Source organism: Pseudomonas sp. VMV1 (assembly GCF_056790235.1).
Map to the genome: position 1 here is coordinate 334,379 of NZ_JBXGSE010000004.1, position 25,447 is coordinate 359,825.

18 protein-coding genes are annotated in these 25,447 nt (G+C 64.2%); 11 read left to right on the plus strand and 7 right to left on the minus strand.

Annotation, left to right across the window (positions count from 1 at the left end; translation table 11 throughout):
• Positions 1–163: 163 nt before the first annotated feature.
• The 10 genes from ACUCV0_RS15865 (at position 164) to pncB (ending at position 9,120) form a co-directional block, all read left to right on the plus strand.
• Complete coding sequence (locus tag ACUCV0_RS15865) at positions 164–1,171, plus strand: DUF481 domain-containing protein (RefSeq protein ID WP_059313695.1); 1,008 nt, start codon at positions 164–166, stop codon at positions 1,169–1,171.
• Positions 1,172–1,322: 151 nt separating this feature from the next.
• Positions 1,323–1,781, plus strand: a complete 459-nt coding sequence (locus tag ACUCV0_RS15870) for an FxsA family protein (RefSeq protein WP_059313696.1) — start codon at positions 1,323–1,325, stop codon at positions 1,779–1,781.
• A 189-nt stretch (positions 1,782–1,970) separates the two neighbouring features.
• A complete protein-coding gene (locus tag ACUCV0_RS15875; RefSeq protein WP_007161933.1) occupies positions 1,971–2,264 on the plus strand; it encodes a co-chaperone GroES in 294 nt (97 codons plus the stop codon).
• A gap of 39 nt (positions 2,265–2,303) precedes the next feature.
• Positions 2,304–3,944: a chaperonin GroEL gene (gene groL / locus ACUCV0_RS15880; protein ID WP_017640087.1), complete on the plus strand. Its 1,641-nt coding sequence runs from the start codon at positions 2,304–2,306 to the stop codon at positions 3,942–3,944.
• 205 nt (positions 3,945–4,149) lie between these two features.
• Positions 4,150–4,824 (plus strand): response regulator transcription factor, encoded by a 675-nt coding sequence (locus ACUCV0_RS15885; RefSeq protein WP_059313698.1) that lies wholly within the window; start codon positions 4,150–4,152, stop codon positions 4,822–4,824.
• A gap of 2 nt (positions 4,825–4,826) precedes the next feature.
• Complete coding sequence (locus tag ACUCV0_RS15890) at positions 4,827–6,116, plus strand: sensor histidine kinase (protein ID WP_482213098.1); 1,290 nt, start codon at positions 4,827–4,829, stop codon at positions 6,114–6,116.
• A gap of 90 nt (positions 6,117–6,206) precedes the next feature.
• The gene (locus ACUCV0_RS15895) at positions 6,207–6,893 is read left to right on the plus strand and encodes a class I SAM-dependent methyltransferase (RefSeq protein WP_059313700.1); all 687 of its coding nucleotides are present in this window, start codon (positions 6,207–6,209) and stop codon (positions 6,891–6,893) included.
• A 27-nt stretch (positions 6,894–6,920) separates the two neighbouring features.
• The gene (locus ACUCV0_RS15900) at positions 6,921–7,619 is read left to right on the plus strand and encodes a lipopolysaccharide kinase InaA family protein (protein ID WP_059313701.1); all 699 of its coding nucleotides are present in this window, start codon (positions 6,921–6,923) and stop codon (positions 7,617–7,619) included.
• Entirely contained in the window at positions 7,616–7,834 is a 219-nt protein-coding gene (locus ACUCV0_RS15905) for a hypothetical protein (RefSeq protein WP_174523126.1), read from the plus strand. Before ACUCV0_RS15900 ends, ACUCV0_RS15905 begins: the two co-directional genes overlap by 4 nt.
• Before the next feature lie 83 nt (positions 7,835–7,917).
• Positions 7,918–9,120 carry a nicotinate phosphoribosyltransferase gene (gene pncB, locus ACUCV0_RS15910; protein ID WP_059313703.1) on the plus strand — a complete coding sequence of 401 codons (1,203 nt, stop codon included), beginning with the start codon at positions 7,918–7,920 and terminating at the stop codon, positions 9,118–9,120.
• Between the two features lie 27 nt (positions 9,121–9,147).
• Here pncB and selO read toward each other — a convergent pair whose 3' ends face one another.
• The 3 genes from selO to ACUCV0_RS15925 form a co-directional block, all read right to left on the minus strand.
• The gene (gene selO / locus ACUCV0_RS15915) at positions 9,148–10,608 is read right to left on the minus strand and encodes a protein adenylyltransferase SelO (protein WP_454252460.1); all 1,461 of its coding nucleotides are present in this window, start codon (positions 10,606–10,608) and stop codon (positions 9,148–9,150) included.
• 30 nt (positions 10,609–10,638) lie between these two features.
• A complete protein-coding gene (gene mscK, locus ACUCV0_RS15920; RefSeq protein WP_482213099.1) occupies positions 10,639–13,983 on the minus strand; it encodes a mechanosensitive channel MscK in 3,345 nt (1,114 codons plus the stop codon).
• A gap of 98 nt (positions 13,984–14,081) precedes the next feature.
• Positions 14,082–15,821: a potassium/proton antiporter gene (locus tag ACUCV0_RS15925; RefSeq protein WP_313647447.1), complete on the minus strand. Its 1,740-nt coding sequence runs from the start codon at positions 15,819–15,821 to the stop codon at positions 14,082–14,084.
• A gap of 129 nt (positions 15,822–15,950) precedes the next feature.
• Between ACUCV0_RS15925 and ACUCV0_RS15930 the strand changes: the two genes are divergently transcribed.
• On the plus strand, positions 15,951–16,787 hold the full coding sequence (locus tag ACUCV0_RS15930; RefSeq protein WP_313647446.1) for a 23S rRNA (adenine(2030)-N(6))-methyltransferase RlmJ: 837 nt from the start codon (positions 15,951–15,953) through the stop codon (positions 16,785–16,787).
• A gap of 227 nt (positions 16,788–17,014) precedes the next feature.
• Here the strand turns inward: ACUCV0_RS15930 and msrA are convergent, their stop codons facing one another.
• From msrA to aceE, 4 genes are all read right to left on the minus strand, one after another.
• Positions 17,015–17,674: a peptide-methionine (S)-S-oxide reductase MsrA gene (msrA, locus tag ACUCV0_RS15935; RefSeq protein WP_059313708.1), complete on the minus strand. Its 660-nt coding sequence runs from the start codon at positions 17,672–17,674 to the stop codon at positions 17,015–17,017.
• An 80-nt stretch (positions 17,675–17,754) separates the two neighbouring features.
• Positions 17,755–20,361, minus strand: a complete 2,607-nt coding sequence (locus ACUCV0_RS15940; RefSeq protein ID WP_482213100.1) for a putative bifunctional diguanylate cyclase/phosphodiesterase — start codon at positions 20,359–20,361, stop codon at positions 17,755–17,757.
• Between the two features lie 282 nt (positions 20,362–20,643).
• Complete coding sequence (aceF, locus tag ACUCV0_RS15945; RefSeq protein ID WP_059313710.1) at positions 20,644–22,632, minus strand: dihydrolipoyllysine-residue acetyltransferase; 1,989 nt, start codon at positions 22,630–22,632, stop codon at positions 20,644–20,646.
• Between the two features lie 28 nt (positions 22,633–22,660).
• Positions 22,661–25,303 carry a pyruvate dehydrogenase (acetyl-transferring), homodimeric type gene (aceE, locus tag ACUCV0_RS15950; protein WP_059313711.1) on the minus strand — a complete coding sequence of 881 codons (2,643 nt, stop codon included), beginning with the start codon at positions 25,301–25,303 and terminating at the stop codon, positions 22,661–22,663.
• Positions 25,304–25,447: the final 144 nt, after the last annotated feature.

The following is a 25,447-nucleotide window of genomic DNA, read 5'->3' on the forward strand; positions in this document are numbered from 1 at the left end:
GCTGCTGCTTTCTCACAAGACGTCAGACCTTTGGGCGGTATTTCCGGAAACTTGCCTAACTTTTACCCAGTAACAGTTGCGCGGGCCTCTGGCACCCGGATAATCGCGCCCCTCTCGTTTCGTTACCTTTCCACCCAAGTCCACCCAAGGTGTCCTGGTGCCCATGCGTTTTCGATTCCTTTCCTCGCTCGCGCTGTTGTCACTCGCCTCCTTCGCCCATGCCGACACCGTCTGGCTCAAGAATGGCGATCGCCTGACCGGAACCATCAAGCTGCTCGACAGCAAGAAGCTGCTCCTGCAGACCGAATACGGCGGCAACATTCCCCTGTCCTGGGACAAGATCAAGACCCTGCAACGTGACAAGCCCGTCATCGTCCAGCGCGGCAAGTACGAACCCGATTTCCCGGTGGAAAGCCTCAAGCCGGCCGAAGACGGCCAGGTGGTGGTCAGCACCGCCGACGGCCAGCAGACCGTGCCGCTGGCGAGCATCACCCAGATCGTGCCGCCGCGTCCCTTCCTGCGCGACTTCGCCTGGAAAGGCAACATCGACGCCGGCCTGGACTACATCAGCTCGTCCCAGGACAGCGAGAAGTACGATATCGACTTCAAGACTCAGGCCCGGCACGGCATGTGGCGGCACAACGCCAACGGCAGCTACGACCGCTACAAGACCGACGACGTGGTCTCGACCAGCAAGTACGGCTTGCAGTACGCCCTGGATCGCTTCTTCGATGAGAAATTCTTCTGGCAGGGCCGCGCGGAATACAAGCGCGACTGGATCCAGGATCTGGCCAAGCAGCGCACCCTGGGTACCGGTCCCGGTTACCAGTTCTGGGATAACGAGCTGGGCTCCTTCTCCCTGACCGGCCTGCTCAACCACAACCGCTACGAGTACTCGGACGGCGGCTCCGACCAGTTCCTGTCGGCGAGCGTGAAGTGGGACTACAACCGGTATCTGTACGGACAGACCATCCAGTTCTTCACCAACGGTGAACTGGGTCGGCCGCTGGACAACACCGCCAACTTGACCTTCGACGGTGATGTCGGCCTGAGATACAAGGTGACCAATTGGGCATCGCTGAACCTCAAGGCGTCCAAGGAACTCACCAGTGGTGCCCAGGGCAACGTCAACCAGACCGAGTACACCGCGGGTGTCGGCGTCTCCTGGTAACGTCATATTTCCCTAAGTGCCTGCCAGCCCGTCAAGGCCGCGATTTTTGCGGCCTTTGCATTTCTATGGGGCACCACATGCCCACCTTGAAATCGACGTGGCCGCCTCCATCTCCTGTCTTTCAACCGGTTTCTACCGTGAAGGACCTGAGATGCGCGTGACCGCCTTACTCTTCTTGCTGTTCCCCTTTGTGGAGCTGGCCGTACTCATCAAGATCGGCAGCGAAATCGGCGTGCTCGCCACCTTCGCCCTGCTGCTGCTGAGCTTTCTGGTCGGCGTCGCCCTGCTGCGCGTCGCCGGTTTCACCACCCTCTGGCGCATCCGCATGCGCCTGGCCCAGGGGCAGATGCCCGAGCAGGAGGTCATCCAGGGCCTTACCCTGGCGATCGCCGGTGCCCTGCTGATCTTTCCGGGCTTCATCAGCGACATCCTGGCGCTCGTCTGCCTTCTGCCGGTGACTCGCAAGGCGCTGCTGGGCGCGGTGATCGGCCGCGTGACCCGGCGCAATCCCGGTGCCCAGGGCTATCAGCCGGGGCCCGGTCAGGGCGCCTCTCATCGCCCCGAGGTGATCGAGGGTGAAGTGGTCCACCGCGATGAGCAAAAGCGCTAAAAAAATTACCGTCCACCCTTGAAATGCCTGGCGACAACCTCATGTAGCGGACACCGCAAGGTTGTCGCCGCAAGGCGAGCAGGTTTCGCGCTCTGTCATGGATGGGGCGCACCCGGCGCAGCCGGTTAAAACAAACTGCCGATGCAGTCATCGGCGCTGGAAACACTCAGAACTTTGGGAGATACGACAATGGCGCTTCGTCCTCTGCATGATCGCGTTGTGATCCGTCGCAGCGAAGAAGAGACCAAATCCGCTGGCGGCATCGTGCTGCCGGGCTCGGCTGCCGAAAAGCCGAACCGCGGTGAAGTGGTTGCCGTAGGCACTGGACGCGTGCTGGACAACGGTGATGTCCGTGCTCCGGCAGTAAAAGTGGGTGACAAGGTGGTTTTCGGTCCCTATTCCGGCAGCAACGCCATCAAGGTCGATGGCGAAGAACTGCTGGTCATGGCCGAGTCCGAAATCCTGGCCGTCATCGAAGGCTGATCTCCACTCACTTTTCGAATTTCTTAGAGGAAACAGAACATGGCTGCAAAAGACGTCAAATTCGGTGACTCCGCGCGCAAGAAGCTGCTGACCGGTGTCAACACCCTGGCCGACGCTGTCAAGGCTACCCTGGGCCCGAAAGGCCGCAACGTAGTTCTGGAGCGTAGCTTCGGTGCTCCCCTGATCACCAAGGACGGCGTTTCCGTCGCCAAGGAAATCGAGCTCAAGGATCGCATCGAGAACATCGGCGCCCAGCTGGTGAAAGATGTGGCCTCCAAGGCCAACGACGCTGCCGGTGACGGCACCACCACCGCCACCGTGCTGGCCCAGGCCATCGTGACCGAAGGCCTGAAGTCCGTGGCCGCTGGCCTGAACCCGATGGACCTGAAGCGCGGCATCGACAAGGCTACCGCTGCCGTCGTCGCCGAGCTGAAGAACCTGTCCAAGCCCTGCGCCGACAGCAAGGCCATCGCCCAGGTAGGCACCATCTCCGCCAACTCCGACGACAGCATCGGCAACATCATCGCCGAAGCCATGGAGAAGGTTGGTAAAGAAGGCGTCATCACCGTCGAAGAAGGCTCGGGTCTGGAAAACGAACTGTCCGTCGTCGAAGGCATGCAGTTCGACCGTGGCTACCTGTCGCCCTACTTCATCAACAAGCCCGACACCATGTCGGCCGAGCTGGACAGCCCGCTGCTGCTGCTGGTCGACAAGAAGATCTCCAACATCCGCGAACTGCTGCCGGTGCTGGAATCCGTTGCCAAGGCTGGTCGTCCGCTGCTGATCGTCGCCGAAGACGTCGAAGGCGAAGCCCTGGCCACCCTGGTGGTCAACAACATGCGCGGTATCGTCAAGGTCGCGGCCGTCAAGGCTCCGGGCTTCGGTGATCGTCGCAAGGCCATGCTGCAGGACATCGCCATCCTGACCGGCGGTACCGTCATCTCCGAAGAAGTCGGCCTGAGCCTGGAAAGCACCACCCTGGAGCACCTGGGTCAAGCCAAGCGTGTGGTCCTGAACAAGGAAAACACCACCGTCATCGACGGCGCTGGCGTCGAGGTCGATATCCAGGCCCGTATCAAGCAGATCCGTGCCCAGGTCGAAGAAACCTCTTCCGACTACGACAAAGAGAAGCTGCAAGAGCGTCTGGCCAAGCTGGCCGGCGGTGTTGCCGTGATCAAGGTTGGCGCTGCCACCGAAGTCGAGATGAAAGAGAAGAAAGCCCGCGTCGAAGACGCCCTGCACGCTACCCGCGCTGCTGTGGAAGAAGGCGTGGTGCCTGGCGGCGGTGTCGCTCTGGTCCGTGCCCTGGACGCGCTGAAGGATCTGAAAGGCATCAACGAAGAGCAGAACGCCGGTATTAACATCCTGCGTCGCGCTGTTGAAGCCCCCCTGCGCCAGATCGTGACCAACGCCGGTGACGAAGCCTCCGTCGTGCTGGACAAGGTCAAGCAGGGCAGCGGCAACTACGGCTACAACGCTGCTACCGGCGAATACGGCGACATGCTGGAATTTGGCATCATCGACCCGGCCAAGGTGACCCGCAGCGCGCTGCAGGCTGCTTCCTCCATCGCTGGTCTGCTGATCACCACCGAAGCCATCGTGGCTGAGCTGCCGAAAGACGACGCAGCCCCGGCTATGCCCGACATGGGCGGCATGGGTGGCATGGGCGGCATGATGTAAGAGTCGCTCCGGCCCTAGGGCCGAGCCCGAACCCCGGTGATCCTCACGGACGCCGGGGTTTTTTGTGGCCGGCGTTTCCTGGCGGCTACCCTTTGGTGGTCAGTATCCAGGCGGCGCGCTGGTCGCGGTCCGCGGACGCGGTTAGGCTCTGTGCCTAACAGCAAGCATGCGGGCGCCCGAAGAGCTCGCAGAAGAGGTCAGCGACATGCGTATCCTGGTGGTGGAAGACAACCGCGACATTCTCAGCAACCTGCTGGATTACCTCAGCCTCAAGGGCTACAGCGTGGACTGTGCCCAGGACGGCCTGTCCGGGCTGCACCTGGCCGCGACCGAGCATTATGATCTGCTCATCCTCGACATCATGCTGCCCGGCATCGACGGCTACACCCTCTGCCAGCGGCTGCGCCAGGATGCCCGCCGCGATACCCCGGTGATCATGCTCACCGCGCGCGACCAGCTCGACGACCGCCTGGAGGGCTTTCGCTCCGGGGCCGACGACTATCTGGTCAAACCCTTCGCCCTGTCCGAACTGGCCGCGCGCGTCGAGGCGGTGATGCGCCGGGCCAAGGGTGGCGGCCGTCGCCAGCTGCAGGTCGCCGATCTCAGCTACGACCTGGACACCCTGGAGGTGAGTCGCGCTGGCAAGTCGCTCAAGCTCAATCCCATCGGCTTGAAGATTCTCGCCCTGCTGATGCAGAAGAGTCCCCACGTGGTGCGTCGCGAGGTCCTGGAAGAGGCGGTCTGGGGGGAGGACTACCCTGACAGCGACAGCCTGCGCAGCCATGTCCACCAATTGCGGCAGGTGATCGACAAGCCTTTCGAGCAACCGTTGCTGCGCACCATCCATGGGGTGGGCTACAAGTTGGTCGAGCAGGATTAGCCATGGAATATCACCTGAGCCTGTCACGCCGGATCGTCATCGCCTTCGTGCTGATGACCTTTCTGGTCGGTGGCGTGTTTTCCCTGGGCATCGTCGCAGTGGTGCACACCGTCGAGGAGCGGCTGATCTCCACCGATCTGCACAACGAGCTGGAGCGCATGGTGCAACGCGACATGCGCCGGGGCGGCCAGCCGGTGCTGGATCCGGATATGCGCCTGTATTTCGTGCCCCTCGCCGAGACGGCGCAGTTGCCCGACCACCTGCGCGATCTGCCGCCAGGCTTCAGCGAGGTGCAAGAAGACCAGCAGTATTTCTATGCCTATGTGGCGGAGCTGGAGGGCAATCACTTCGTCCTGCTGCAGAACCAGAGCGATTTCGAGGCGCGTGAGCGACTGCTCTACAAGGTGGTGCTGGTGGGTTTCCTGATCAGCGTGGCGCTGGCCTGGCTACTCGGCTGGGCCCTGGCGCGGCGAGTGATCGCTCCGGTGGTGCGCCTGGCCCGCCAGGTGCGCCGCCGTGACCAGATTCTCGACGTCACCCCACCACTGGCGCCGGACTACGCCAAGGACGAAGTGGGCGAGCTGGCCGCCGCCTTCGACGATGCCTTCGACCGCCTGCGTGCCGCCTTGGCACGGGAGCAGCTGTTCACCAGCGATGTCAGTCACGAACTGCGCACCCCGCTGATGGTGATCCAGTCTTCTTGCGAACTGCTGGCCGCTACCCCCGATCTGCCCCCCCGAGCGACGGGGCCACTGGAGCGCATGACCCGCGCCGGGCGGGAGATGCAGGAACTGGTACAGACCTTCCTGGCGCTCGCGCGTAACCAGGGCGACAACGACACCCAGGCGCCGCGGGCCAGCCTGGCCGCGGTGGCGCGCCGGCAGACGGCGGAGTGGCAGGCGCTGGTGGAGGCCAAGGGTCTGCAATGGCGCCTGAGCGTCGCGCCGGAGGCCGATCACTATCTCTGGCACGAGCCCTTCCTACGCTCGGTAATGAGCAATCTGTTGCGCAATGCATTGCACTACACCGAGCACGGCTATATCGCCCTCCAGGTCGGACCTACGGGCTTCGTGGTCGAAGACAGCGGGATCGGCATTCCCGAAGAGCAGCGCGAGGCGATGTTCCAGCCCTTCGTGCGCGGCGCTGGGGGGCGTGGCGAGGGCCTGGGGCTGGGTCTGTCGCTGGTCCGGCGGATCTGTCAGCTGCAGGGCTGGAGCGTGGCGTTGGGCGACAGCGACGTGGGCGGGTGCCGCTTCCAGATTTCTCTCGGCACTGACAGGATAGCGGCCTAGCATTACAGAATTTTCACAAAGGCTTGACCGGTGTTTGACAGCGGCCTGGGTAGGGTAGCGCCATCTCTTTACTCCCCAGGAGTCACCGCCGTGAAAGCGCCCATCGACCTGCCTTTTTCGCAAAAGTACGATGCCGACCACGCCCGCCAGTACTTCCTGAAGCATCAGGATGGCCTGGCGCGCCGCCTGTCCAACTGGCGTGACCAGCAACTGGCACGCCAGGCCCTGAGCATCGCCGGCCAACCCAACCTGGTGCTGGATCTGCCCAGCGGCGCCGGGCGCTTCTGGCCCCTGCTGGCAGAAAAGCGCAATCGCGTGATCATTGGCGCCGACTATTCGGAAAACATGCTGGCCACCGCCCGTGAACAGCAACCTCCGGAAGTCGTGGCCCGGGTAAAGGCGCTGCAGACGTCGGCTTTCGCTATCGACCTGTCCGACAATTCTGTAGATTGCATTTTCTGTATGCGTTTGTTTCACCATGTGGGCGAATCAGCGGACCGTCTGGCGCTGCTGCAGGAGTTTCACCGGGTGACCCGCGACAGCGTCATTCTGTCGCTATGGGTAGACGGCAACTTCAAGGCCTGGCGCCGCCAGGCGCTTGAGCGCCGTCGGCAGGCCCAGGGCCGCGATCGTGGCGGTTACCAGAACAGATTCATCGTCGAGCGCAGCCAGTTCGAGGCAGAAGTCGCCCAGGCCGGCTTTGTCGTCGACCGGGCCCTGGATTTCCTGCCGGGCTATGCCATGTGGCGGGTCTACGTCCTGCGCAAGGCCAATTGAGGTTATTCAGAATAAGAGAGGCAGCTGATGGGCGTCGTGACGCAAGGCGAACAGGGTTTCGATCGTTGGTGGAACACCGCGGGTGACTGGGTGGAAGCCCCCAACGTGCGTCGTGGCGGAGAAAGCGGCGTGCAGCGCCTGCAGCTGCCCGACGGGACTCTGGCTTACGTCAAGCGCCAGGTCGGCCATCTCTATCGCAGCTTGCGCCATCCGCTGGGGCGTCCTACCGCCCTGCGTGAGCGCGATGCGCTGATCGCCTTTCGCGACCTGGGCATCCAGGTCCCCGAATTGCTGTTCTGCGATGCCCAGCATGCTCAGGGCGGCTGGCGCGCGCTATTGGTGAGCGCCGCTCTGGAAGGCTATCAGGATCTCGATCACTGGTATGCCGAAGGCGCTGGCCAGCAGCTCAGCGAGGCCGAACACGAGCGCTTCCTGACTACCCTGGGCGAGGTGCTGGCGCGCATGCACCGGCACCGCTGGCAGCATGGTTGCCTCTATCCCAAGCATATTTTCGTAGCCGAGCGGCCCGGCCCTGAAGGCCGGGAGTTCTCCGTGGCACTGCTCGATCTGGAGAAATGCCGGCAGCGATTGTCACTAGACACGGCCGCTCGTCGGGATATGCTGCAATTACGTCGCCATTCGTCGTGGAACGCTGCGCAATGGCGAACTCTGCTCTACGGTTACCACCAAGCGCTGGGACGGAAAATCAGAGGGTTGGAGCCATGACTTCACAAATTACTCGAGGTTTGCTGGTGGCGGCCTTTTGTGGGGTCACCACGTTGGCCTATGCGAGCTGGTTGCGACCGGCGGCCGTGGTCGTGGGTAGCGAAGGCCTGGAATATTGTCAGACGCCAGTTGCTCGGACCCTCACTAGCTCCAGCACCGGTAGCCAGGATCTGCTGCTGTTCCTCTTCGGCATGACCCAGACGCACAACCGCTAGGCCCCCAGGCGGTCAAGCGCCTTTCGCTTGCCTGGCAAGTTCGGCATGCTGTCGATTGACCAATTAGCTGCCGAGCCCCGCCAATGATGGCCGATAGTTTTTCCGAGCAGGCCGTGCAAAGCCTGCTGGACACCGATTTCTACAAGCTCACCATGATGCAGGCCGTCCTGCACAACTACCCCAATGCGGAAGTCGAGTGGGCCTTCCGCTGCCGCAACGACGAAGACCTGCGGCCCTATCATGCGGCCATCCAGGCCGAGATCGATGCCCTCGCCGATGTCGCCATTAGCGACAGCCAGCTGGCCTTTCTCGAGCGCATTCCCTTCATCACGCCCGACTTCATCCGCTTCCTGCGGCTGTTTCGTTTCAATCCCTCCTATGTATTCCTGGGGGAAGAAGAAGGGCGCTTCACCCTGACCCTGAAAGGCCCCTGGCTGCACCTGATCCTGTTCGAAGTGCCAATCCTGGCGCTGATCAGCGAGGTGCGCAATCGCCAGCGCCATGCCGACCTGCCGCTGCAGGTGGCCCAGGATCAGCTCTATCGCAAGTTCGACTGGCTGGCACGGGAGGCGGGTGCCGACGAGTTGGCCGAATTCAAGATGGCCGACTTCGGTACCCGGCGGCGTTTCTCCTATGGCGTACAGGAAATGGTGGTGCGCAGCCTGAGGGACGACTTTCCCGGGCGCTTCGTTGGCACCAGCAATGTCCACTTGGCGTGGAAGCTGGGCGTGGCGCCCCTGGGGACCATGGCTCATGAATGGCTGATGGCGCACCAGCAACTGGGGCCGCGCCTGATCGACAGCCAGATCGCCGCCCTTGATTGCTGGGTGCGCGAGTATCGCGGTCAGCTTGGCATCGCTCTGACCGATACCATCACCATGGAAGCCTTTCTGCGCGATTTCGATCTCTACTTCGCCAAGCTGTTCGACGGCCTGCGCCACGACAGCGGCGATCCTCTGCAGTGGGCGGAAAAGGCCATCGCCCACTATCAGCAGCTGGGCATAGATCCCTTGACCAAGACCCTGGTGTTCTCCGATTCACTCAATCTGGAAAAGGCCCTCGCCCTGTTCCGCGCCCTGCGCGAGCGGATCAACGTGAGCTTTGGCATCGGCACCCATTTCACCTGTGACATTCCCGGGGTGCAGCCGATGAACATGGTGCTCAAGATGAGCCGCTGCAACGGTCAGCCGGTGGCGAAGATCTCCGATGCCCCGGGCAAGGCCCAGGGCGGTGAGCCGGACTTCCTGCACTATCTGCGGCACGTCTTCCAGGTCAACGGCGCCTGAGGCACGGCGCCTGGCTGGAGCCGGACTTCAAGACGAGCAGCTGATCTCCAGGTGCTTGCCCCAGTCCGGTGGCCGCTGGGCGAAGCGCTCGCGTCCTGGCTGGGCCTCGAAGGGGCGCGACAGCACCTCGTGCAGCAGCCGCACCTCGCTGTAGTCTCCCGCTTCGGCTTTCTCGATGGCCTGCTGCGCCAGGTAGTTGCGCAGCACGTACAGCGGATTGACCGCGTTCATGCGGGCAGTCCGCTCCGCCGTCGTGCCGCCTTCGGCGTCCAGCCGGGCGCGATAGGCCTGGCTCCAGTCGTCGAAGCCACGCAGGTCGATGAAGTCTTCGCGCACCCGGGCGAGGGCGGCGGCAGGTTCGTCTTCGCCCAGGTGGCGGAAGAACAGGTGATAGTCCACACCGCCCTGCTGCATCAGGGCGAGCAGACGTTCGACCAGCTCCTGGTCTTCCTCCCGGCCTTCCTGCAGGCCCAGGCGGCGGCGCATCAGATCCAGGTAGTGCGCCTGATACAACGGCAGGAAGAGCGCGATGCTCTCCTGCAGCGTCTCGACCGCCACCTTGGGCGTCAGCGCCTGGGCCAGGGCCGCCAGATTCCAGTGGGCGATGGGCACCTGGTTGCTATAGGAGTAGCGCCCGGTGTGATCGGAATGGTTGCAGATGAACTGGGCGTCGAAGTCGTCGAGGAAGGCGAAGGGACCGAAGTCGAAGGTGAGGCCCAGGATCGAGAAGTTGTCGGTGTTCATCACCCCATGGCAGAAGCCATAGGCCTGCCAATGGGCGATCAGCCGGGCGTTGCGTTCGACCACTTCGCGGAACATCGCCGCCCAGGGCTCGGGGGTGGCTAGCAGTTCGGGGAAGTGCGCGGCCAGCACATGCTCGCCGAGTTGTTCCAGCAACTGATGCTGGCGGGTGTAGTAGAAGTACTCGAAGTGGCCGAAGCGCACGTGGCTGGGGGCCATGCGCAGCAGGGTGGCGCCGGTTTCCAACCGCTCGCGCACCACCTGGGTGGAGGAGCCGATCACGCAGAGGGCGCGGGTCGTCGGGATCTGCAGGGCGTGCAGGGCTTCCGACGCCAGGAATTCGCGGATCGACGAGCGCAGCACGGCGCGGCCGTCGCCCATGCGCGAGAAGGGCGTGAGGCCGGCGCCCTTGAGGTGCAGGTCCCAGTGCTCGCCACGCGCGTTCACCACTTCGCCCAGCAGCAGGCCGCGACCGTCGCCCAGGCGCGGGTTGTAGGAACCGAACTGGTGGCCGGAATAGACCATGGCCCGGGGTTCGGCGCTGTCCCAGAGCTGGGCGCCAGCGAACACCTGGGTGAACTCGGGCGTCTCGGCCACCGCTGGATCCAGGTCCAGCAAGGCCAGGGCCGTGGGCGAGGCGACCACCAGCCGCGGATCGTCCAGCGGCCGGGGATCGATGCGGGTGGAGAAGTCATCGCCCAGGCGGGCGAATCTGTTGTCGAAGGTCAGGTCTAGCAGCTGTTTCATGGGTGTCCCGAGATGTCCGTGCAGGGGCCGTCAGGCCTTGGATGGCTTGGGATCCTCGGCCTCCTGCTGGGCATCCCCTTCAGGTAGGAGAGGCTTTTTGCCCAGTTGTTTCTCCGCGCCATGACGATTCTTCAGGGTGATCTCCATTTGCGGCGTGGACAGCAGGTTGATGCCGGCCTCGCGCAACAGCTGGTCGACCCGGCGGATCAGCTCATCGGTGGCGGCGCTGCGATCGCCCAGTTCGCGCACATAGATGCGCAATTCGTGGTCCAGGGTGCTGGCGCCGTACTGGGTGACGTACAGCGAGGGCTCGGGGTCGTGCAGCACCCGCGGATTCTCCTTGACCGCCTGCATGATGAGGCGCTGCGCCTCGGCCAGATCGCTGCCGCGATTGACGCCGAAGGTCAGCACGATGCGGGTGACGGTGTCGGTCAGCGTCCAGTTGATCAGCTGACTGGTGACGAAGGTCTTGTTCGGTACCACCACCGACTTGCGATCGGCGTCGGTGATGTGGGTGGCGCGGATACGGATCTTGTTTACCGTACCGGTCACGTTGCCGATGGTGATGAGGTCGCCAACGCGTACCGGGCGCTCGAAGAGAATAATCAGGCCAGAGATGAAGTTACCGAAGATCTCCTGCAAGCCGAAACCCAGACCGACCGAGAGGGCCGTGGCCAGCCACTGCAGCTTGTCCCAGCTCACCCCGAGGGTCGCCAGGGTGGTAACGGTGCCAAAGCCGACGATCACGTAGGACAGCAGGGTGGTGGTGGCGTAGGCGCTGCCCTGGGCCAGGTTCAGGCGCGAGAGCACCAGCACCTCCAGCAGGCCGGGCAGGTTGCGCGCCAGGGCGACGGTGAGACCGGCGATCACCAGGGCGATGATGAACACCCGCAGCGTCAGGGGCACCTGGGTGGCGGCGGCGCCGGTACCGCTGGTGTACTGGTAGAGGGTGACGTTGTCGAGGTAGGAGAATACCGCCACCACGTCGGCCCAGACCAGGTAGAGCACGCCGAGGAAGGCCAGCAGCAGGGTCAGGCGCAGCAGGCGCGAGGACTGCTGGTTGACCTGCTCCATGTCCAGGGTCGGCTCCTGCACCACCTCGACGCCCTCGGCGTCTTCCTGCTGGGCCTGGCGTTTCTGGATGGCGCGCTGGTAGGCCAGGCGCCGTGCGGCCACGCTCAGACCGCGGGCCAGGGTCGCTTCGAGGATGATCCAGGCCATCAGCACATAGAGGGTGTCCACCAGGCGGTCAGTGAGCTTGAGCGCGGTGTAGTAGTAGCCGAACAGCACGGCGAAGAACAGCACGGCCGGGATGGCGGTGATCATCAGGCCGAGCAGCAGGCGGAAGAAGGGCAGGCGCTCGCGAGCCGTGGCGTTGAGCAGGGAGCGACCCAGCATCCAGGCCAGACTGGCATAGGCGACCAGGACGATGAGGATGCCCAGGACATCGTCGGCCAGCCCCGCCAGCTGGCGCTCGGCGATGGCCACCACCGCCATGAGTGCCAGGGCCAGCAACCCCACGCGCCTGACCAGCCGCCGCAGGGACTGTGCCTGGGGTCGGGCCCAGCGGAAGTGGGTTTCGGCCACGCCGCCAGAGGCCAGCAGGCGATACACCGTGTAGAACACCAGCCAGCCAGCGGCGATCTCCAGCAGCGCCGCGCCGATGGCAGCGTTGACCCCGCGTTGGTCACCTTCCAGGGTCACCCCGCCCAGCCAGAGCACCAGGCTCGCCGGTAGGCCGAGCAGGATGGTGAGCAGAATGGCCTGGGGCGTGTGCAGCTGGCTGTCGCGCTGATAGTGGCCGATGTCCTGATTGAGCTTGCTGACCCGTGCATAGAGCCGCGGGCGCTGCCAGATCAGGGTAGCGAAGGCCAGGACCAGCGGCAGCAGCAGCAGCGGCCGTTCGGCCAGGCCGACATAGAGTTCATGGACGCTGGAAGCCCAGGGAACATCACGCAGCTGCTGCATCAGCTTGCCCGGCGCGGTCTTCACCCAGTTCCAGTCCAGCGGCTTGTTGCTGGGAATCCAGAACATCTGCTCGTCGAGGGTGCTGCGCAGGCTGCTGATGGTGCCCTGCAACTGCCGCTGGTTGAGTTGCAGATCGATGGACTCGCTGAGCAGCGCATTGAGTTCGGTGTTGAGGCGCTCCTGCAGTTCGGTACGGGTCCGGAGCAATTCGAGCAGCTGTTGGCGCAGTTGTGGTGTGGCCTTTTCCGGCGGCTGCTGGGCCAGCAGGGTGGCGACGTAGCCTTCCGGATTGGCAATCTGGGCGCGTTGCTGATTGAGTTCGAACTGGTAGAGACGCAGGTCGGCGATATCGTCGGTGAGATCCTTGTTGACCTTGACCGAAGGCAGGGCCGCGCGTTGCTGGTAGAGCAGCTTGGACAGCAGCACGCTGCCCTTGAGCACGCCAATCTGCTGCTCCATGTTCTCGGAGGTCTGCTTGAGCTGATCCAGCTGCTGGCGAGACTCGAGATTGCGCCGGTTGAGGTCGTTGAGTCGGTCGGTGGCCCTCAGCAGGTAGTCGGACAGCTGCAGGTTGAGCCCGGTCTCCTGGGACAGCACATCGTCCCCGGCGGTCTCCTGAGACTCGCGGGAGGCCTCGGCCAGGGTCTTTTCCGACTGCTGGCGGCGCTTGCCACTGATCAGCGTCTGCAGGTCCAGGGTCTCCTGCTCGTAACGCTTGACCTGCTCGGTGAAGAGTTCGCGGCGAGCGGCGCCCAGATCCTGCAGGACACTGTTGCCGGCCAGCTCCTGGCGCAGCAGCTGAATCTGGGCGCTGGCGGCTGCCTGCTCCGCCAGCAATTGGCTGCGCCGTTCGGCGGTCAGGGGCTTGGCGTTCTCGCGGCCGCTCTTGAGTTGATCGGCGATCTGCTGCAGGCGGGTCTGCAGGTTGGCGATGTCGACCTGGGCGCGCTCGGGCCGGGTCTGGGCATTGATCACCAGGCTGTTGGCCGCGTTGAGGTCATCCTGCACGCTGTTGAGCGCCAGGCTGGTCTCGCTCAGCCGCTGTTCCAGGACCTGGGGCGTGGCGCCGGCATAGCGTTGCTCGGCTGGCTTGATCGGCTCGGCGCGCAGCCGCGCCAGTTGCCGTTGGGCATCCTTGGTCTGCTGGGGTGCCTGCGCCAATTGCTGGCGTAGATCGGCCAGTTGCTTGACGTACTGATCCCGCTGATCGAGCAGCTTCAGCGTCTGCTGCAGATTGTCCTGGGCGGCGCTCTGCTCGGCAGCGGGCAGCTTGCGATCGGCCAGACCATTCAGGTTCTGCTGAACCTGCTGCGCATCGGGTGGCCCGGAATCCTGGGCCACGGCGGGAAGGGCGAACAGGCAGCCGCAGAGAGCAGCGGCGCGAAGCAGAGCGGGCAGGCGGTGCATGCGGCAGGCGTCGGGCAGTGGAAAGGCGCGAGGTTAAAGCCAGGCTGCCTGAGGTGCAAGACGGCGCCCGCCAAGCCGCGAACCCCGTTCATCCACCGTTAAAGAAAGAGCGCGGGCCCGCTGCTGCGACCCTCCGGAAACTTCACCCCGACCTTGCGCACGCGCTTGTTCTCGATGGCTGCGACGATCCACACCAGGCCGTTCCATTCCACCAGGTCGCCGACGATGGGTTCGCCGCCGATTTCGTGGGTGATGAAGCTGCCGAGGCGCTGATTGCCGTCCACGCTGCCCAGTTGCAGGCCATACAGGGCCGCCACTGCGCTGAGTTCGGCATCGGCTTCGAGGACGAAGTCGCCGAAGAATCTCTGGGTCTGTTGCGGCGCCTGACTGAACAGACGTCCCAGGGCCGGCAGGTCATGTTCATGACCGACTACGCAAAGGATGTCACCGGCTTCCAGGGTGGTACTACCAGACGGGTGCAGCAGCGTCTCGCCGCGGAACAAGGCGGCGATACGGGTGCCTTCGGGCATCTTCAGCTCGCGCAGGGCGGCGCCGATGCACCATTTCTCGGCACCCAGGCGGTAGATGAAGAGCTCCCATTCGCTGGTGGGATGGACCTGCAACCCGGCGCGGGAGAAGGGCGCCGGCTCCGGCGGTACCGTCACCTTGAGCAGCTTGGCTGCCAGCGGCAGGCTGGAACCCTGTACCAGCAGCGACACCAGCACGATGAAGAAGGCCACGTTGAAGAACAGCTGGGCCTGGGGCAGCCCGGCCATCATCGGGAACACCGCGAGGATGATGGGCACCGCACCGCGCAGGCCGACCCAGGCGATAAAGGCCTTTTCGCGATCATGGAAGGCGCGGAAGGGCAGCAGGCCGATCGCCACCGACAGCGGGCGGGCGACCAGGATCATCCATAGCGCCAGGCCCAGGGCGGGCAGGGCGATGGGTAGCAGGTTGTGCGGCTCCACCAGCAGGCCCAGCACCAGGAACATGCCGATCTGCGCGAGCCAGGCCATGCCGTCGAGCATGTGCAGCATGCCGTGGCGGCTGCGGATTGGTCGATTGCCCATCAGCAGGCCCGCCAGGTACACCGCGAGGATGCCGCTGCCATGAACGGTGTTGGTCAGGGCGAAGACCAGCAGGCCACCGCTGATGGCCAGCAGGGGATAGAGGCCGTCGGCGAGGTGGATGCGGTTGATCAGCTGCAGCAGCAGCCAGCCACCCCCCAGGCCGATGATGCCGCCGATGGCGAATTCGCTGACGAAGTGGCCGAGCAGGCTCCAGGTGAAGCCGCTCTCGCCGCTGGCGAGCATCTCGATCAGGGTGACGGTGAGAAATACCGCCATGGGGTCATTGCTGCCGGATTCGATTTCCAGGGTCGCGGTGACCCGCTCGTTGAGGCCGCGCCCTCCGAGCAGGGAAAACACCGCCGCGGCATCGGTGGAGCCGACGATGGCACCGATCAGCAGGCCCTGCAGCAGGCTGAGGTCGAACAGCCAGGCCGCGGCCAGGCCGGTCAGGCCGGTGGTAATCATCACCCCCACCGTCGCCAGTGACAGCGCCGGCCAGAGCGCTACCCGGAAGCTTGACACCCGGGTGCGCATGCCGCCGTCGAGCAGGATCACCGCCAGCGCCAGGTTGCCCACCAGGTAGGCCATCGGGTAGTTGTCGAAGGCGATGTGACCGGGACCGTCGACGCCGGCGAACATGCCGACCACCAGGAAGATCACCAGGATCGGGATGCCGACGCGCGAAGAAATCGAGCTGACCAGAATCGACAGGCCGATCAGCACCGCACCGATCAAGAACAAGCTGTTGATGGTGACGGCGTCCAAGCGTGACTCCTAAGGCAAAGAATTGAACAACCTGGGGATTTAACCCGCTGGGCAGCCAGGGTGTCAAAGCGCAGCGCCGCCTGGGGCGAAGGAAGGCGGTACACTGTAGGGCTGACGCTGGAGTATCCCATGAATTACCGACACGCCTTTCATGCCGGCAACCATGCCGACGTCTTCAAGCACGCCACCCTGTTGCGCCTGGCCGCTCTGCTGGCGCGCAAGGAGACCCCTTTCGCCTATCTCGACAGCCATTCCGGTGTTGGTCGCTATGACCTGGCTGGCGATCAGGCCAGTCGTACCGACGAATGGCGCGAGGGCATCGGCCGGCTCTGGGCCTTGGAGTCCGTACCCGCAGCGTTCGTTGGCTATCGTGAGGCGGTGGCGGCGCTCAATACCGGTGACGCCTTGCGCTACTACCCCGGTTCGCCCGAGCTGATGCGCCAGGCCTTGAGACCCCAGGATCGTCTGCTGCTCAACGAGCTGCACCCCGAGGATGGTCAGCTGCTCAAGGAAAACATGGCGGGTGATCGCCGGGTGGCGGTGCATCAGAAGGATGGGTGGCTGCTGCCGCGGGCGCTGCTGCCGGTTCCCGAACGCCGGGCGCTGCTGTTGATCGATCCGCCCTTCGAGAAGGCCGATGAGCTGGAACGCTGCGTCAAGGCGGTGCAGGAGGCCATCGGCCGGATGCGCCAGACGGTGATCGCGCTCTGGTATCCGATCAAGGACCGCCGTCAGCTCAGGCGTTTCTATGCAGGGTTGCAAGCCAGCGGTGCGCCCAAGCTGTTGAGCGCCGAGTTGCTGATCCGCGCGGCGGACGATCCCACGCGGCTCAACGGTTCAGGATTGGCCATCGTCAACCCGCCCTGGGGCTTGGAAGAGGAGCTGCGCGAATTGCTGCCCTGGCTGGCTGAGCATCTGGCCCAGGGCGAAGGCAGCTGGCGGCTGGACTGGCTGGTCGCGGAATAGCGAGGCCCGGCGCTGTTGGGCTTCGCTGCGCTCAACCCAACCTACGAGAACAACTTGGCGTAGGCTGGGTTGGGGCGGCTCTGCGCCGAAGCCCAATGGCATTGCCGAGCGTAGAGGGTTGGGCTTCACTGCACTCAACCCAACCTACGAGACAGCTTGGCGTAGGTTGGGTTGAGGCGGCTCTATCGCCGAAGCCCAACAGAGAGAGTCGCCGGAGCGGCTCGGGATCAGACCGCCAGGCTGGGCGGCAGGCAGACGCCGGTGCCGGCCAGGCCGCAGTAGCCGTTGGGGTTTTTCGCCAGATACTGCTGGTGATAGGCCTCGGCATAGTAGAAAGGCGGTAGCGGGGCGATCTCGGTGGTGATCTCGCCATAGCCGGCCTCGGCCAACTGGGCCTGGAAGGCGGCCTGGCTGGCTTCGAAGACTTCACGCTGGCTGTCGTCGACGTAGTACAGCGCCGAACGATACTGGGTGCCGACGTCGTTGCCCTGGCGCATGCCCTGGGTCGGATCATGGGCCTCCCAGAAGATCTTCAGCAGGGCTTCCAGCGAGGTCTGGGCCGGGTCGAACACCACCAGCACCACCTCGGTATGACCAGTCAGGCCGGAGCACACCTCTTCGTAGGTCGGGTTGGGGGTATGGCCGCCCGCGTAACCGGCCGCGGTGGTCCAGACACCCGGCTGTTGCCAGAAACGCCGCTCGACGCCCCAGAAGCAGCCCATGCCCACCACCAGGCTCTGCAGGCCGGCAGGGAAGGGGCCTTGCAGCGGATTGCCGTTGACGAAATGGGCCGCGGGGACGGTCATGGCCGTCGCCCGGCCAGGCAGCGCCTGCTCGGCGGCGGGCAGATGGGTCTTCTTGGTCAGAATTTCGGAACGCAGGACCATGGGATACCTCGTGGGAAAAGGCCAGGCGAAAAGCTCAGTGTACGCAAAATCGTCGCGGCAGGGTCTAGCCACCCGGCGACTCAGCGGGTCGGCAGATAACGCGCCAGGGCGGCGTCGAGCTGGTCGGCCGGAATAGGCTTGTCGAACAGGTAGCCCTGGCCGATATCGCAACGATGATGGCGCAGGAAAGCCAGCTGTTCGGTCGTCTCGATGCCCTCGGCAACCACCTGCAGGCGCAGGTTGTGGGCCATGGCGATCACCGCGGAGGTGATTTCCATGTCGTCCTGGTTGTCCGGAATGTCCTTGATGAAACTCCTGTCGATCTTGATGATGTCGATGGGGAATTTTTTCAAGTAGCTGAGCGACGAATAACCGGTGCCGAAGTCGTCCATCGCCAGGCTCATGCCCAGGCGCTTGAGGGCTTCGAGGGTGTTACGGGTGGCGTCAGTGGCGTCCAGCAACAGGCTTTCGGTCAGCTCCAGCTCCAGGCGCTCGGGGGCGATGCCTTCCTCGTCGAGGATGGTGACGAAGGACTGCACCAGATCGGGATCGGTGAACTGCTTGGGCGACAGGTTGATGGCGATCTGGAGATCGTCGAAGCCGGCGGCGTCGAGACGGTGCAACTGGCGGCAGACCTCCCGGATGATCCACTTGCCGATGGGCACGATGAGCCCGGTTTCCTCGGCGATGCTGATGAACTGATCGGGGCGGATCATGCCCTTTTCCGGGTGCTGCCAGCGAATCAGGGCTTCCAGGCCCAGCAGCTTGGCGCGCTTCAGGCAGACCTTGGGCTGGTAGTGCACCAGCAGCTCGTTCTGCTCCAGGGCGCGACGCAGGTTGTTCTGCACGAACAGCTTGTTGCTGGCCTCGGCGATCAGTGCCTCGGTGAACACCTGGACCTGATGGCCGCCTTTGGCCTTGGCGCGGTGCAGGGCGAGACCGGCATGCTTGATCAGGGTCTGCGGATCGGTTTCGTGCGGCCGTGCGGTGGTCAGGCCGATCGAGCAACTGATCAGGGTGGGGTGGCCTTCCACATAGAGCGGCGGATCCAGAGATACCAGGGTGTCGTGGGCCAAGACGGTAGCGGCGACCGCATCCATGCCCTCGAGCAACACGGCGAACTCGTTGCTAGCGATGCGGGCGATCAGTGCGCCCTTGCCCAGGGCACTGCGCAGGCGCCGGGCCAGACCGACCAGCAGCTGATCGCCGATGCGATGGCCTAGGCTGTCGTTAACCCTCTTGAAGTTGTCGACGTCCACCAGCAGCAGCGAGTGCTCCTGACCTGGATTGGATTGCTCCAGGCGCGCCTCCAGCCGGGCGATGAAGTGGCTGCGATTGGCCAGGCCGGTGAGGCTGTCGCGAAACACCAGTTGGTCGTTGTGCTGCTGGGCGAAGCGGGTCTTGCTGGTGTCCTGGAAGATGCCGAGATAGCCCTGCAGGTCGCCATTGGGCTGCTGGATCTTGGAAATCGACAGCTGGCCCCAGTAGGTCTCGCCGTCACGGCGATAGCAGCGCATTTCCCCTTGCCAGCTATCTTGGCGAGACAGGCGCTCCCAGGCTTCGTAGAGCAGTTCGCTCCAGTTTTCCAAGGCTGGCAGGGACTCGATGAGCAGGCCCTGGAGCTTGCCGATGGGATAGCCGGTGATGCGGGCGAAGCTGTCCGTGGCATGCTCCAGGCGGCCTTCGGCATCCAGTAGCAGGAAGGCATCGGCGCTGGCCTGCATCACCCGGGTAAGCGGATGGAGGGTCTCGGGCGGGCTGTCCGGCTGCTGGATGAGGATCGCCAGGCATTCGGCCAGGCCGCGGGCGAAGGCGACATCCTCGGCTTCCCAGGTGGCCGGCCGATCTCGTCTCAGGCTGAGCAGCCCAACCAGCTGATCCTCCAGCAGCAAGGCCACATCCAAAGCCGTTCCGCCCGCGGTATGGGGCGCCTGCAAGACCTGGCTGGCGTCCTCGATCACGCCCTGCTCGCGCAGCCGGCGGCGGTGATCGCTGCACAGGGTTGGCAGGCGCCCTTCCTGGCACAGGGTGACCAGGCCATTGCCCTCGTAGCGCCACAGGCCGATCTCGTCGACGGCGAAGGCGGTCGGGCCCTCGGTGCGTAGCAGTTGCACGAGCTCGTCGTTGACCGCTTCCTGGCGCAGTGCCAGACGGGACAGGCCGAGCAGCAGGCGCTGGCGCGCCTGGGCCATCGCCAGGCGCTGCTGGCTGTGATCGTTACTTTCCTGCAGCAGCGACAGGGTCGAGCGCAGGGCCAGGGTATGGGCTTCCCATTCACCATTCACCGCATCATCGCTGACGACCCGCAGCAGGTAGCCGCGCAACAGCGGTCGGCCATGGCGCTGCAAGCTTTCGCCGACTTCGATGACCTCACAGGGCACGCTGGTGGAATGGAACAGGTAACGCACCTGGTAGCTGCCGTGTTCGGCGAGCTGCAGCTGGATGTCTTCGTGCAGCCGATGGCGAACGCTGGGCTCCATCAGGCTGGCATAGGGAGATTCGATGAGCGAGCAGAGCGCCTGCGCGGGCAGGCCAAGGCTGGTTTCACAGCGGGGGTCGAGATAGAGCATCGCCCAGGAGGCTTCATTCAGACGCTCGAAACGCAGCAAGCCCAATCGGGCAGGAGCGCCGAGCGCGCCCGCCTGATCGGCTACCGCAGCATCGGCAGCATCGGAGTGAATACTCATGCGAGGGTCCGCGTCCTTGTGAAGACGGAAAGATGTCCTGGGTTTATCGGAAAGGACAGACAAATCATTAATCCTTTTCCTCTCCGCCTCGCCAGCGCTCTGGGATAGCTGACAAGGTTGCCCGATAGGGCCCGGCGCGTGCAAGGGGCGGCGCTACGAGGCGCTTATCCTACCTTTTTCCTGCATCTTTCGGTTGATCTGACAGCAGAAACCCCGCAAAAGCGGGGTTTCCGATCTACATCAGAGGACGGTAGCGGGATCCCGTTACCGTCCTGTGGCGGCTTACAGCAGCAATCCGCGGATTTCCGCCAGCAGATCGCCCAGACGCTTGGTGAAGCGCGCTGCGGCGGCCCCGTTGATCACGCGGTGATCATAGGACAGCGACAGCGGCAGCATCAGGCGTGGCTGGAAGGCCTTGCCATCCCAGACCGGCTGCATGCTGGCCTTGGACACGCCGAGGATCGCCACTTCCGGGGCATTGACGATCGGCGTGAAGCCGGTGCCGCCGATGTGACCCAGGCTGGAGATGGTAAAGCAGGCACCCTGCATGTCGTCGCCGCTGAGCTTCTTGGTCCGCGCCTTTTCCGCCAGCTGGGCGGCTTCGGCAGCGAGTTGCAGGAGGCTCTTCTGGTCGACGTTGCGGATGACCGGGACCAGCAGGCCGTCCGGGGTGTCCACGGCGAAGCCGATATGCACGTACTTCTTGCGGATCACCGCCTTGCCGCTGGGGGCCAGGGAGGCGTTGAAGTCCGGCAGTTCCTTGAGCACATGGGCACAGGCCTTGAGCAGGAACGGCAGGATGGTCAGCTTGACGCCGGCCTTTTCCGCGACGGCTTTCTGGCCGACCCGGAAGGCTTCCAGATCGGTCACGTCGGACTGGTCGAACTGGGTCACGTGGGGCACGTTCAGCCAGCTGCGATGCAGGTTGTTGGCACCGACCTGCATGAGGCGCGTCATCGGCACCTCTTCGATCTCGCCGAACTTGCTGAAGTCCACGGTAGGGATCGGCGGGATGCCGGCACCACCGGTGGCGCCTGCAGCCGCGGCCGGAGCCGCCTTGCTCTTCTGCAGCTGATCCTTGACGTAGGCCTGGACGTCTTCCTTGAGGATACGACCCTTGGGACCGGTCGGGGTCACCTCGCCCAGGTCGACGCCGAACTCGCGGGCGACCATGCGCACGGCTGGACCGGCATGGACCTTCTTGCCCTTGCCCGCAGCGGGTGCGCTGGCGGGTGCGGCGGCCTTGGCCGGAGCCTCGGCTTTCTTCTCGGCAGACGGCGCGCTGGCAGCGGTGTTGCCGGCAGCCGGCTTGGCCGCCTGCTTGGGCGCGGCGCCAGCCACCTTCAGGGTCAGGATCAGATCGCCGGTCTTGGCCTGGTCATTGACCTTGATCGCGACGCTTTCCACCACGCCCGCCTTGGGCGCCGGGATTTCCATGCTGGCCTTGTCGGACTCCAGCACGATCAGCGACTGCTCGGCCTTGACCTGGTCACCGGCCTTGACCAGCACCTCGATGACGTTGGCACTGCCGGTGGAGCCGATGTCGGGGACCTTGATCTCCTCGACCGACTCACCGGCCGGCTCGGCGGCGGCTTCTTCGTGCAGCTCCGGCTCGGCGGCTTCCTTGGCGGGCGTGTCGCTGGCCTTGGATTCGACGCTCTTGCTCGGCTTGGCATTGGCGGCGCCCTTGAGCACCAGGATCAGATCGCCGGTGCCGACTTCGTCGCCGACCTTGACGGAAATGCTCTCCACCACGCCAGCGGCGGGGGAGGGGATTTCCATGCTGGCCTTGTCGGATTCCAGGGTGATCAGCGTCTGCTCGGCGGCGATGGTGTCGCCGGGCTTGACCGCCACCTCGATGATGCTGGCCTTGCCGCTGGAGCCGATGTCGGGGACATGGATCTCCTGAGCCTCGCCTTCGCCGGCGGACGCCGAAGCGTCCTCGTCGCCGGCCGGCGTCGGGGTTTCGCTTTCCTCGACCTGGGTCTGCTTGGACTCGGCCTTGGGCTCGGCGGCGGGCTCGCTGCCAGAGGCGGCGTCCTCGCCTTCCAGGTCGATCAGCAGATCACCGGTCTTGAGGGTATCGCCGACCTTGATGTGCAGGGCGGCGATCTTGCCGGCCTTGGGGGCCGGGATCTCCATGCTGGCCTTGTCGGACTCCAGCACCACCAGGCTCTGTTCGGCCTCGACGGTATCGCCGACCTTTACCAGCAGCTCGATGACTTCGCCGTCGCCACTGCCGATGTCGGGTACGCGGATGGTCTCGCTCACAGTTGTTTCCTCTTATCCGTGTGCCGCATCAGCAATCCAGGGGATTGCGCTTCTCGGTGTCGATGCCGAACTTGGTGATGGCATCAGCCACGACCTTGCGTTCGAGCTTGCCTTGGTTGGCCAGCGCCTGCAGAGCGGCGACGGCGACCCAGCGGCGGTCGACCTCGAAGTGATCACGCAGCTTCTTGCGGCTGTCGCTGCGACCGAAGCCGTCGGTACCCAGCACCTGGAATTCGGTGGGGACCCACTGGCGGATCTGGTCGGCGAACAGCTTCATGTAGTCGGTGGACGCGATGACCGGGCCCTGGCGCTCGCCCAGGCACTGCTCGACGTAGGTCAGGCGGCGCTCTTCCAGCGGGTGCAGGCGGTTCCAGCGATCCACGGCCAGGCCTTCACGGCGCAGTTCGTTGAAGCTGGTGACGCTCCAGATGTCGGCGCCGACGCCCATCTCGCGCAGCAGGCTCGCGGCAGCGCGGACCTCGTTGAGGATGGTGCCCGAGCCCAGCAGCTGGACGCGGTGCTTGAAGTCGCCCTGCTCTTCTTCCAGCAGGTACATGCCCTTGATGATGCCGTCTTCGACACCCTGCGGCATGGCCGGCTGCTGGTAGTTCTCGTTCATCACGGTGATGTAGTAGAAAACGCTCTGCTGCAGTTCCATCATCTGATGGATGCCTTCGCGCATGATCACCGCCAGCTCGTAGGCGTAGGTGGGATCGTAGCTGCGGCAGTTGGGGATGGTGCCGGCCAGGATGTGGCTGTGGCCGTCCTCGTGCTGCAGGCCTTCACCGTTGAGGGTGGTACGCCCGGAGGTGCCGCCCAGCAGGAAGCCGCGGGTCTGGGCATCGCCTGCCGCCCAGGCCAGGTCGCCGATCCGCTGGAAGCCGAACATCGAATAGAAGATGTAGACCGGCAGCATGGGCTGGTTGTAGTTGCTGTAGGCGGTACCGGCGGCGATGAAGGAGGACATGGCGCCGGCCTCGTTGAGGCCTTCCTGGAGGATCTGGCCGTCCTTCTCTTCGCGGTAGTACATCACCTGGTCGCGGTCGACCGGCTCATAGAGCTGGCCGTGGGGCGAGTAGATGCCCAACTGGCGGAACATGCCTTCCATGCCGAAGGTACGGGCCTCGTCGGCGAGGATGGGCACGATGCGCTTGCCCAGGTCCTTGTCCTTGACCAGTTGCGACAGGATGCGGCCGAAAGCCATGGTGGTGGAGATCTCGCGATCGCCGGAACCGTCCAGTACTGCCTTCAGGGTTTCCAGGGGCGGGGTGGGGATGCTCAGGCTACGGGCGCGACGCTGGGGCAGGTGACCGCCCAGGGACTCGCGGCGACCCATCAGGTACTTCATCTCGGCGCTGTCGTCGGCCGGACGATAGAAGGGCAGCTCGCTGAGCTGGGAGTCGTTCAGCGGGATGTCGAAGCGATCGCGGAATTTCTTCAGCGACTCCACATCGACCTTCTTGGTGTTGTGCGCGGTGTTCTTGGCTTCGCCCGCACCGGTGCCGTAGCCCTTGATGGTCTTGGCCAGGATGACGGTGGGCTGGCCCTTGTGGTTGACCGCCTGGTGGTAGGCCGCATAGACCTTGTAGGGGTCGTGACCGCCACGGTTGAGCTTCCAGATCTCGTCGTCGGATAGGTCCTCGACCATCTTGAGCAGCTCGGGATTGGCGCCGAAGAAGTGCTTGCGCACATAGGCACCGTCCTTGGCCTTGTAGTTCTGGTATTCACCGTCGACCACGGCGTCCATGCGTTGCTGCATGCGACCTTCGGTGTCGCGGGCGAACAGCGGATCCCACATGCGGCCCCAGAGGACCTTGGTGACGTTCCAGTCGGCGCCACGGAAGATGCCTTCCAGTTCCTGGACGATCTTGCCGTTGCCACGTACCGGGCCGTCGAGGCGCTGCAGGTTGCAGTTGATGACGAAGATCAGGTTGTCGAGGTTCTCGCGGCCGGCCAGGGAGATGGCGCCCAGGGTTTCCGGCTCGTCGCACTCGCCGTCACCGATGAAGCACCAGACCTTCTGCTTGCCTGCGGGGATGTAGCCGCGGTTCTCCAGGTACTTCATGAAGCGGGCCTGGTAGATGGCGGTGATCGGACCCAGACCCATGGAGACGGTCGGGAACTGCCAGAAGTCAGGCATCAGGTGCGGGTGCGGGTAGCTCGACAGGCCCTTGCCGTCCACTTCCTGACGGAAGTTGTTCATCTGGTCTTCGGAGAGGCGGCCTTCCAGGAAGGCACGGGCGTAGACGCCGGGGGAGGCATGGCCCTGGTAGTAGATCAGGTCGCCGCCGTGCTCTTCGTTGGGCGCCTTCCAGAAATAGTTGAAGCCGATGTCATAGAGGGTGGCGCTGGAAGCGAAGGTGGAGATGTGGCCACCCAGATCCGGATCCTTGAGGTTGGCGCGCATGACCATCGCCAGGGCGTTCCAGCGAACCAGGGAGCGGATACGCCGCTCCATGAACAGGTCGCCCGGCATATGGGCTTCCTTGGTCACTGGAATGGTGTTGCGATAGGGGGTATTGATGGAGTAGGGCAGCTGGGTACCACTGCGGGTAGCCAGTTCGCCCATGCGGGTCATCAGATAATGAACACGCTCCTCGCCTTCGTGGTCGAGGACGGACTCAAGGGCGTCCAGCCATTCCTGGGTTTCGACGGGATCGAGATCTTGCATGGCTTGCTCCAGGGCGGAAAGGCTTCCAAAATCGGTCGCCTCAGGGTCGCCGCCGGCCTCTTGGGGGCAGCGAAAATTCTTGGATTTATGACCGGACGGTTCCGATCGGCGTGTAGTTTTACTACAAATTCAAATCCGTTTCAG

Excerpts from the sequence above, each read along its gene's own strand:
- ACUCV0_RS15890 (WP_482213098.1), top strand. The coding sequence starts at position 4,827 with ATGGAATATCACCTGAGCCTGTCACGCCGGATCGTCATCGCCTTCGTG.
- ACUCV0_RS15940 (WP_482213100.1), bottom strand. The coding sequence starts at position 20,361 with ATGAGTATTCACTCCGATGCTGCCGATGCTGCGGTAGCCGATCAGGCG.
- mscK (WP_482213099.1), bottom strand. The coding sequence starts at position 13,983 with ATGCACCGCCTGCCCGCTCTGCTTCGCGCCGCTGCTCTCTGCGGCTGC.
- ACUCV0_RS15875 (WP_007161933.1), top strand. The coding sequence starts at position 1,971 with ATGGCGCTTCGTCCTCTGCATGATCGCGTTGTGATCCGTCGCAGCGAA.
- ACUCV0_RS15900 (WP_059313701.1), top strand. The coding sequence starts at position 6,921 with ATGGGCGTCGTGACGCAAGGCGAACAGGGTTTCGATCGTTGGTGGAAC.
- ACUCV0_RS15870 (WP_059313696.1), top strand. The coding sequence starts at position 1,323 with ATGCGCGTGACCGCCTTACTCTTCTTGCTGTTCCCCTTTGTGGAGCTG.
- msrA (WP_059313708.1), bottom strand. The coding sequence starts at position 17,674 with ATGGTCCTGCGTTCCGAAATTCTGACCAAGAAGACCCATCTGCCCGCC.
- aceE (WP_059313711.1), bottom strand. The coding sequence starts at position 25,303 with ATGCAAGATCTCGATCCCGTCGAAACCCAGGAATGGCTGGACGCCCTT.
- groL (WP_017640087.1), top strand. The coding sequence starts at position 2,304 with ATGGCTGCAAAAGACGTCAAATTCGGTGACTCCGCGCGCAAGAAGCTG.
- ACUCV0_RS15865 (WP_059313695.1), top strand. The coding sequence starts at position 164 with ATGCGTTTTCGATTCCTTTCCTCGCTCGCGCTGTTGTCACTCGCCTCC.
- ACUCV0_RS15930 (WP_313647446.1), top strand. The coding sequence starts at position 15,951 with ATGAATTACCGACACGCCTTTCATGCCGGCAACCATGCCGACGTCTTC.
- ACUCV0_RS15885 (WP_059313698.1), top strand. The coding sequence starts at position 4,150 with ATGCGTATCCTGGTGGTGGAAGACAACCGCGACATTCTCAGCAACCTG.
- selO (WP_454252460.1), bottom strand. The coding sequence starts at position 10,608 with ATGAAACAGCTGCTAGACCTGACCTTCGACAACAGATTCGCCCGCCTG.
- pncB (WP_059313703.1), top strand. The coding sequence starts at position 7,918 with ATGATGGCCGATAGTTTTTCCGAGCAGGCCGTGCAAAGCCTGCTGGAC.
- ACUCV0_RS15905 (WP_174523126.1), top strand. The coding sequence starts at position 7,616 with ATGACTTCACAAATTACTCGAGGTTTGCTGGTGGCGGCCTTTTGTGGG.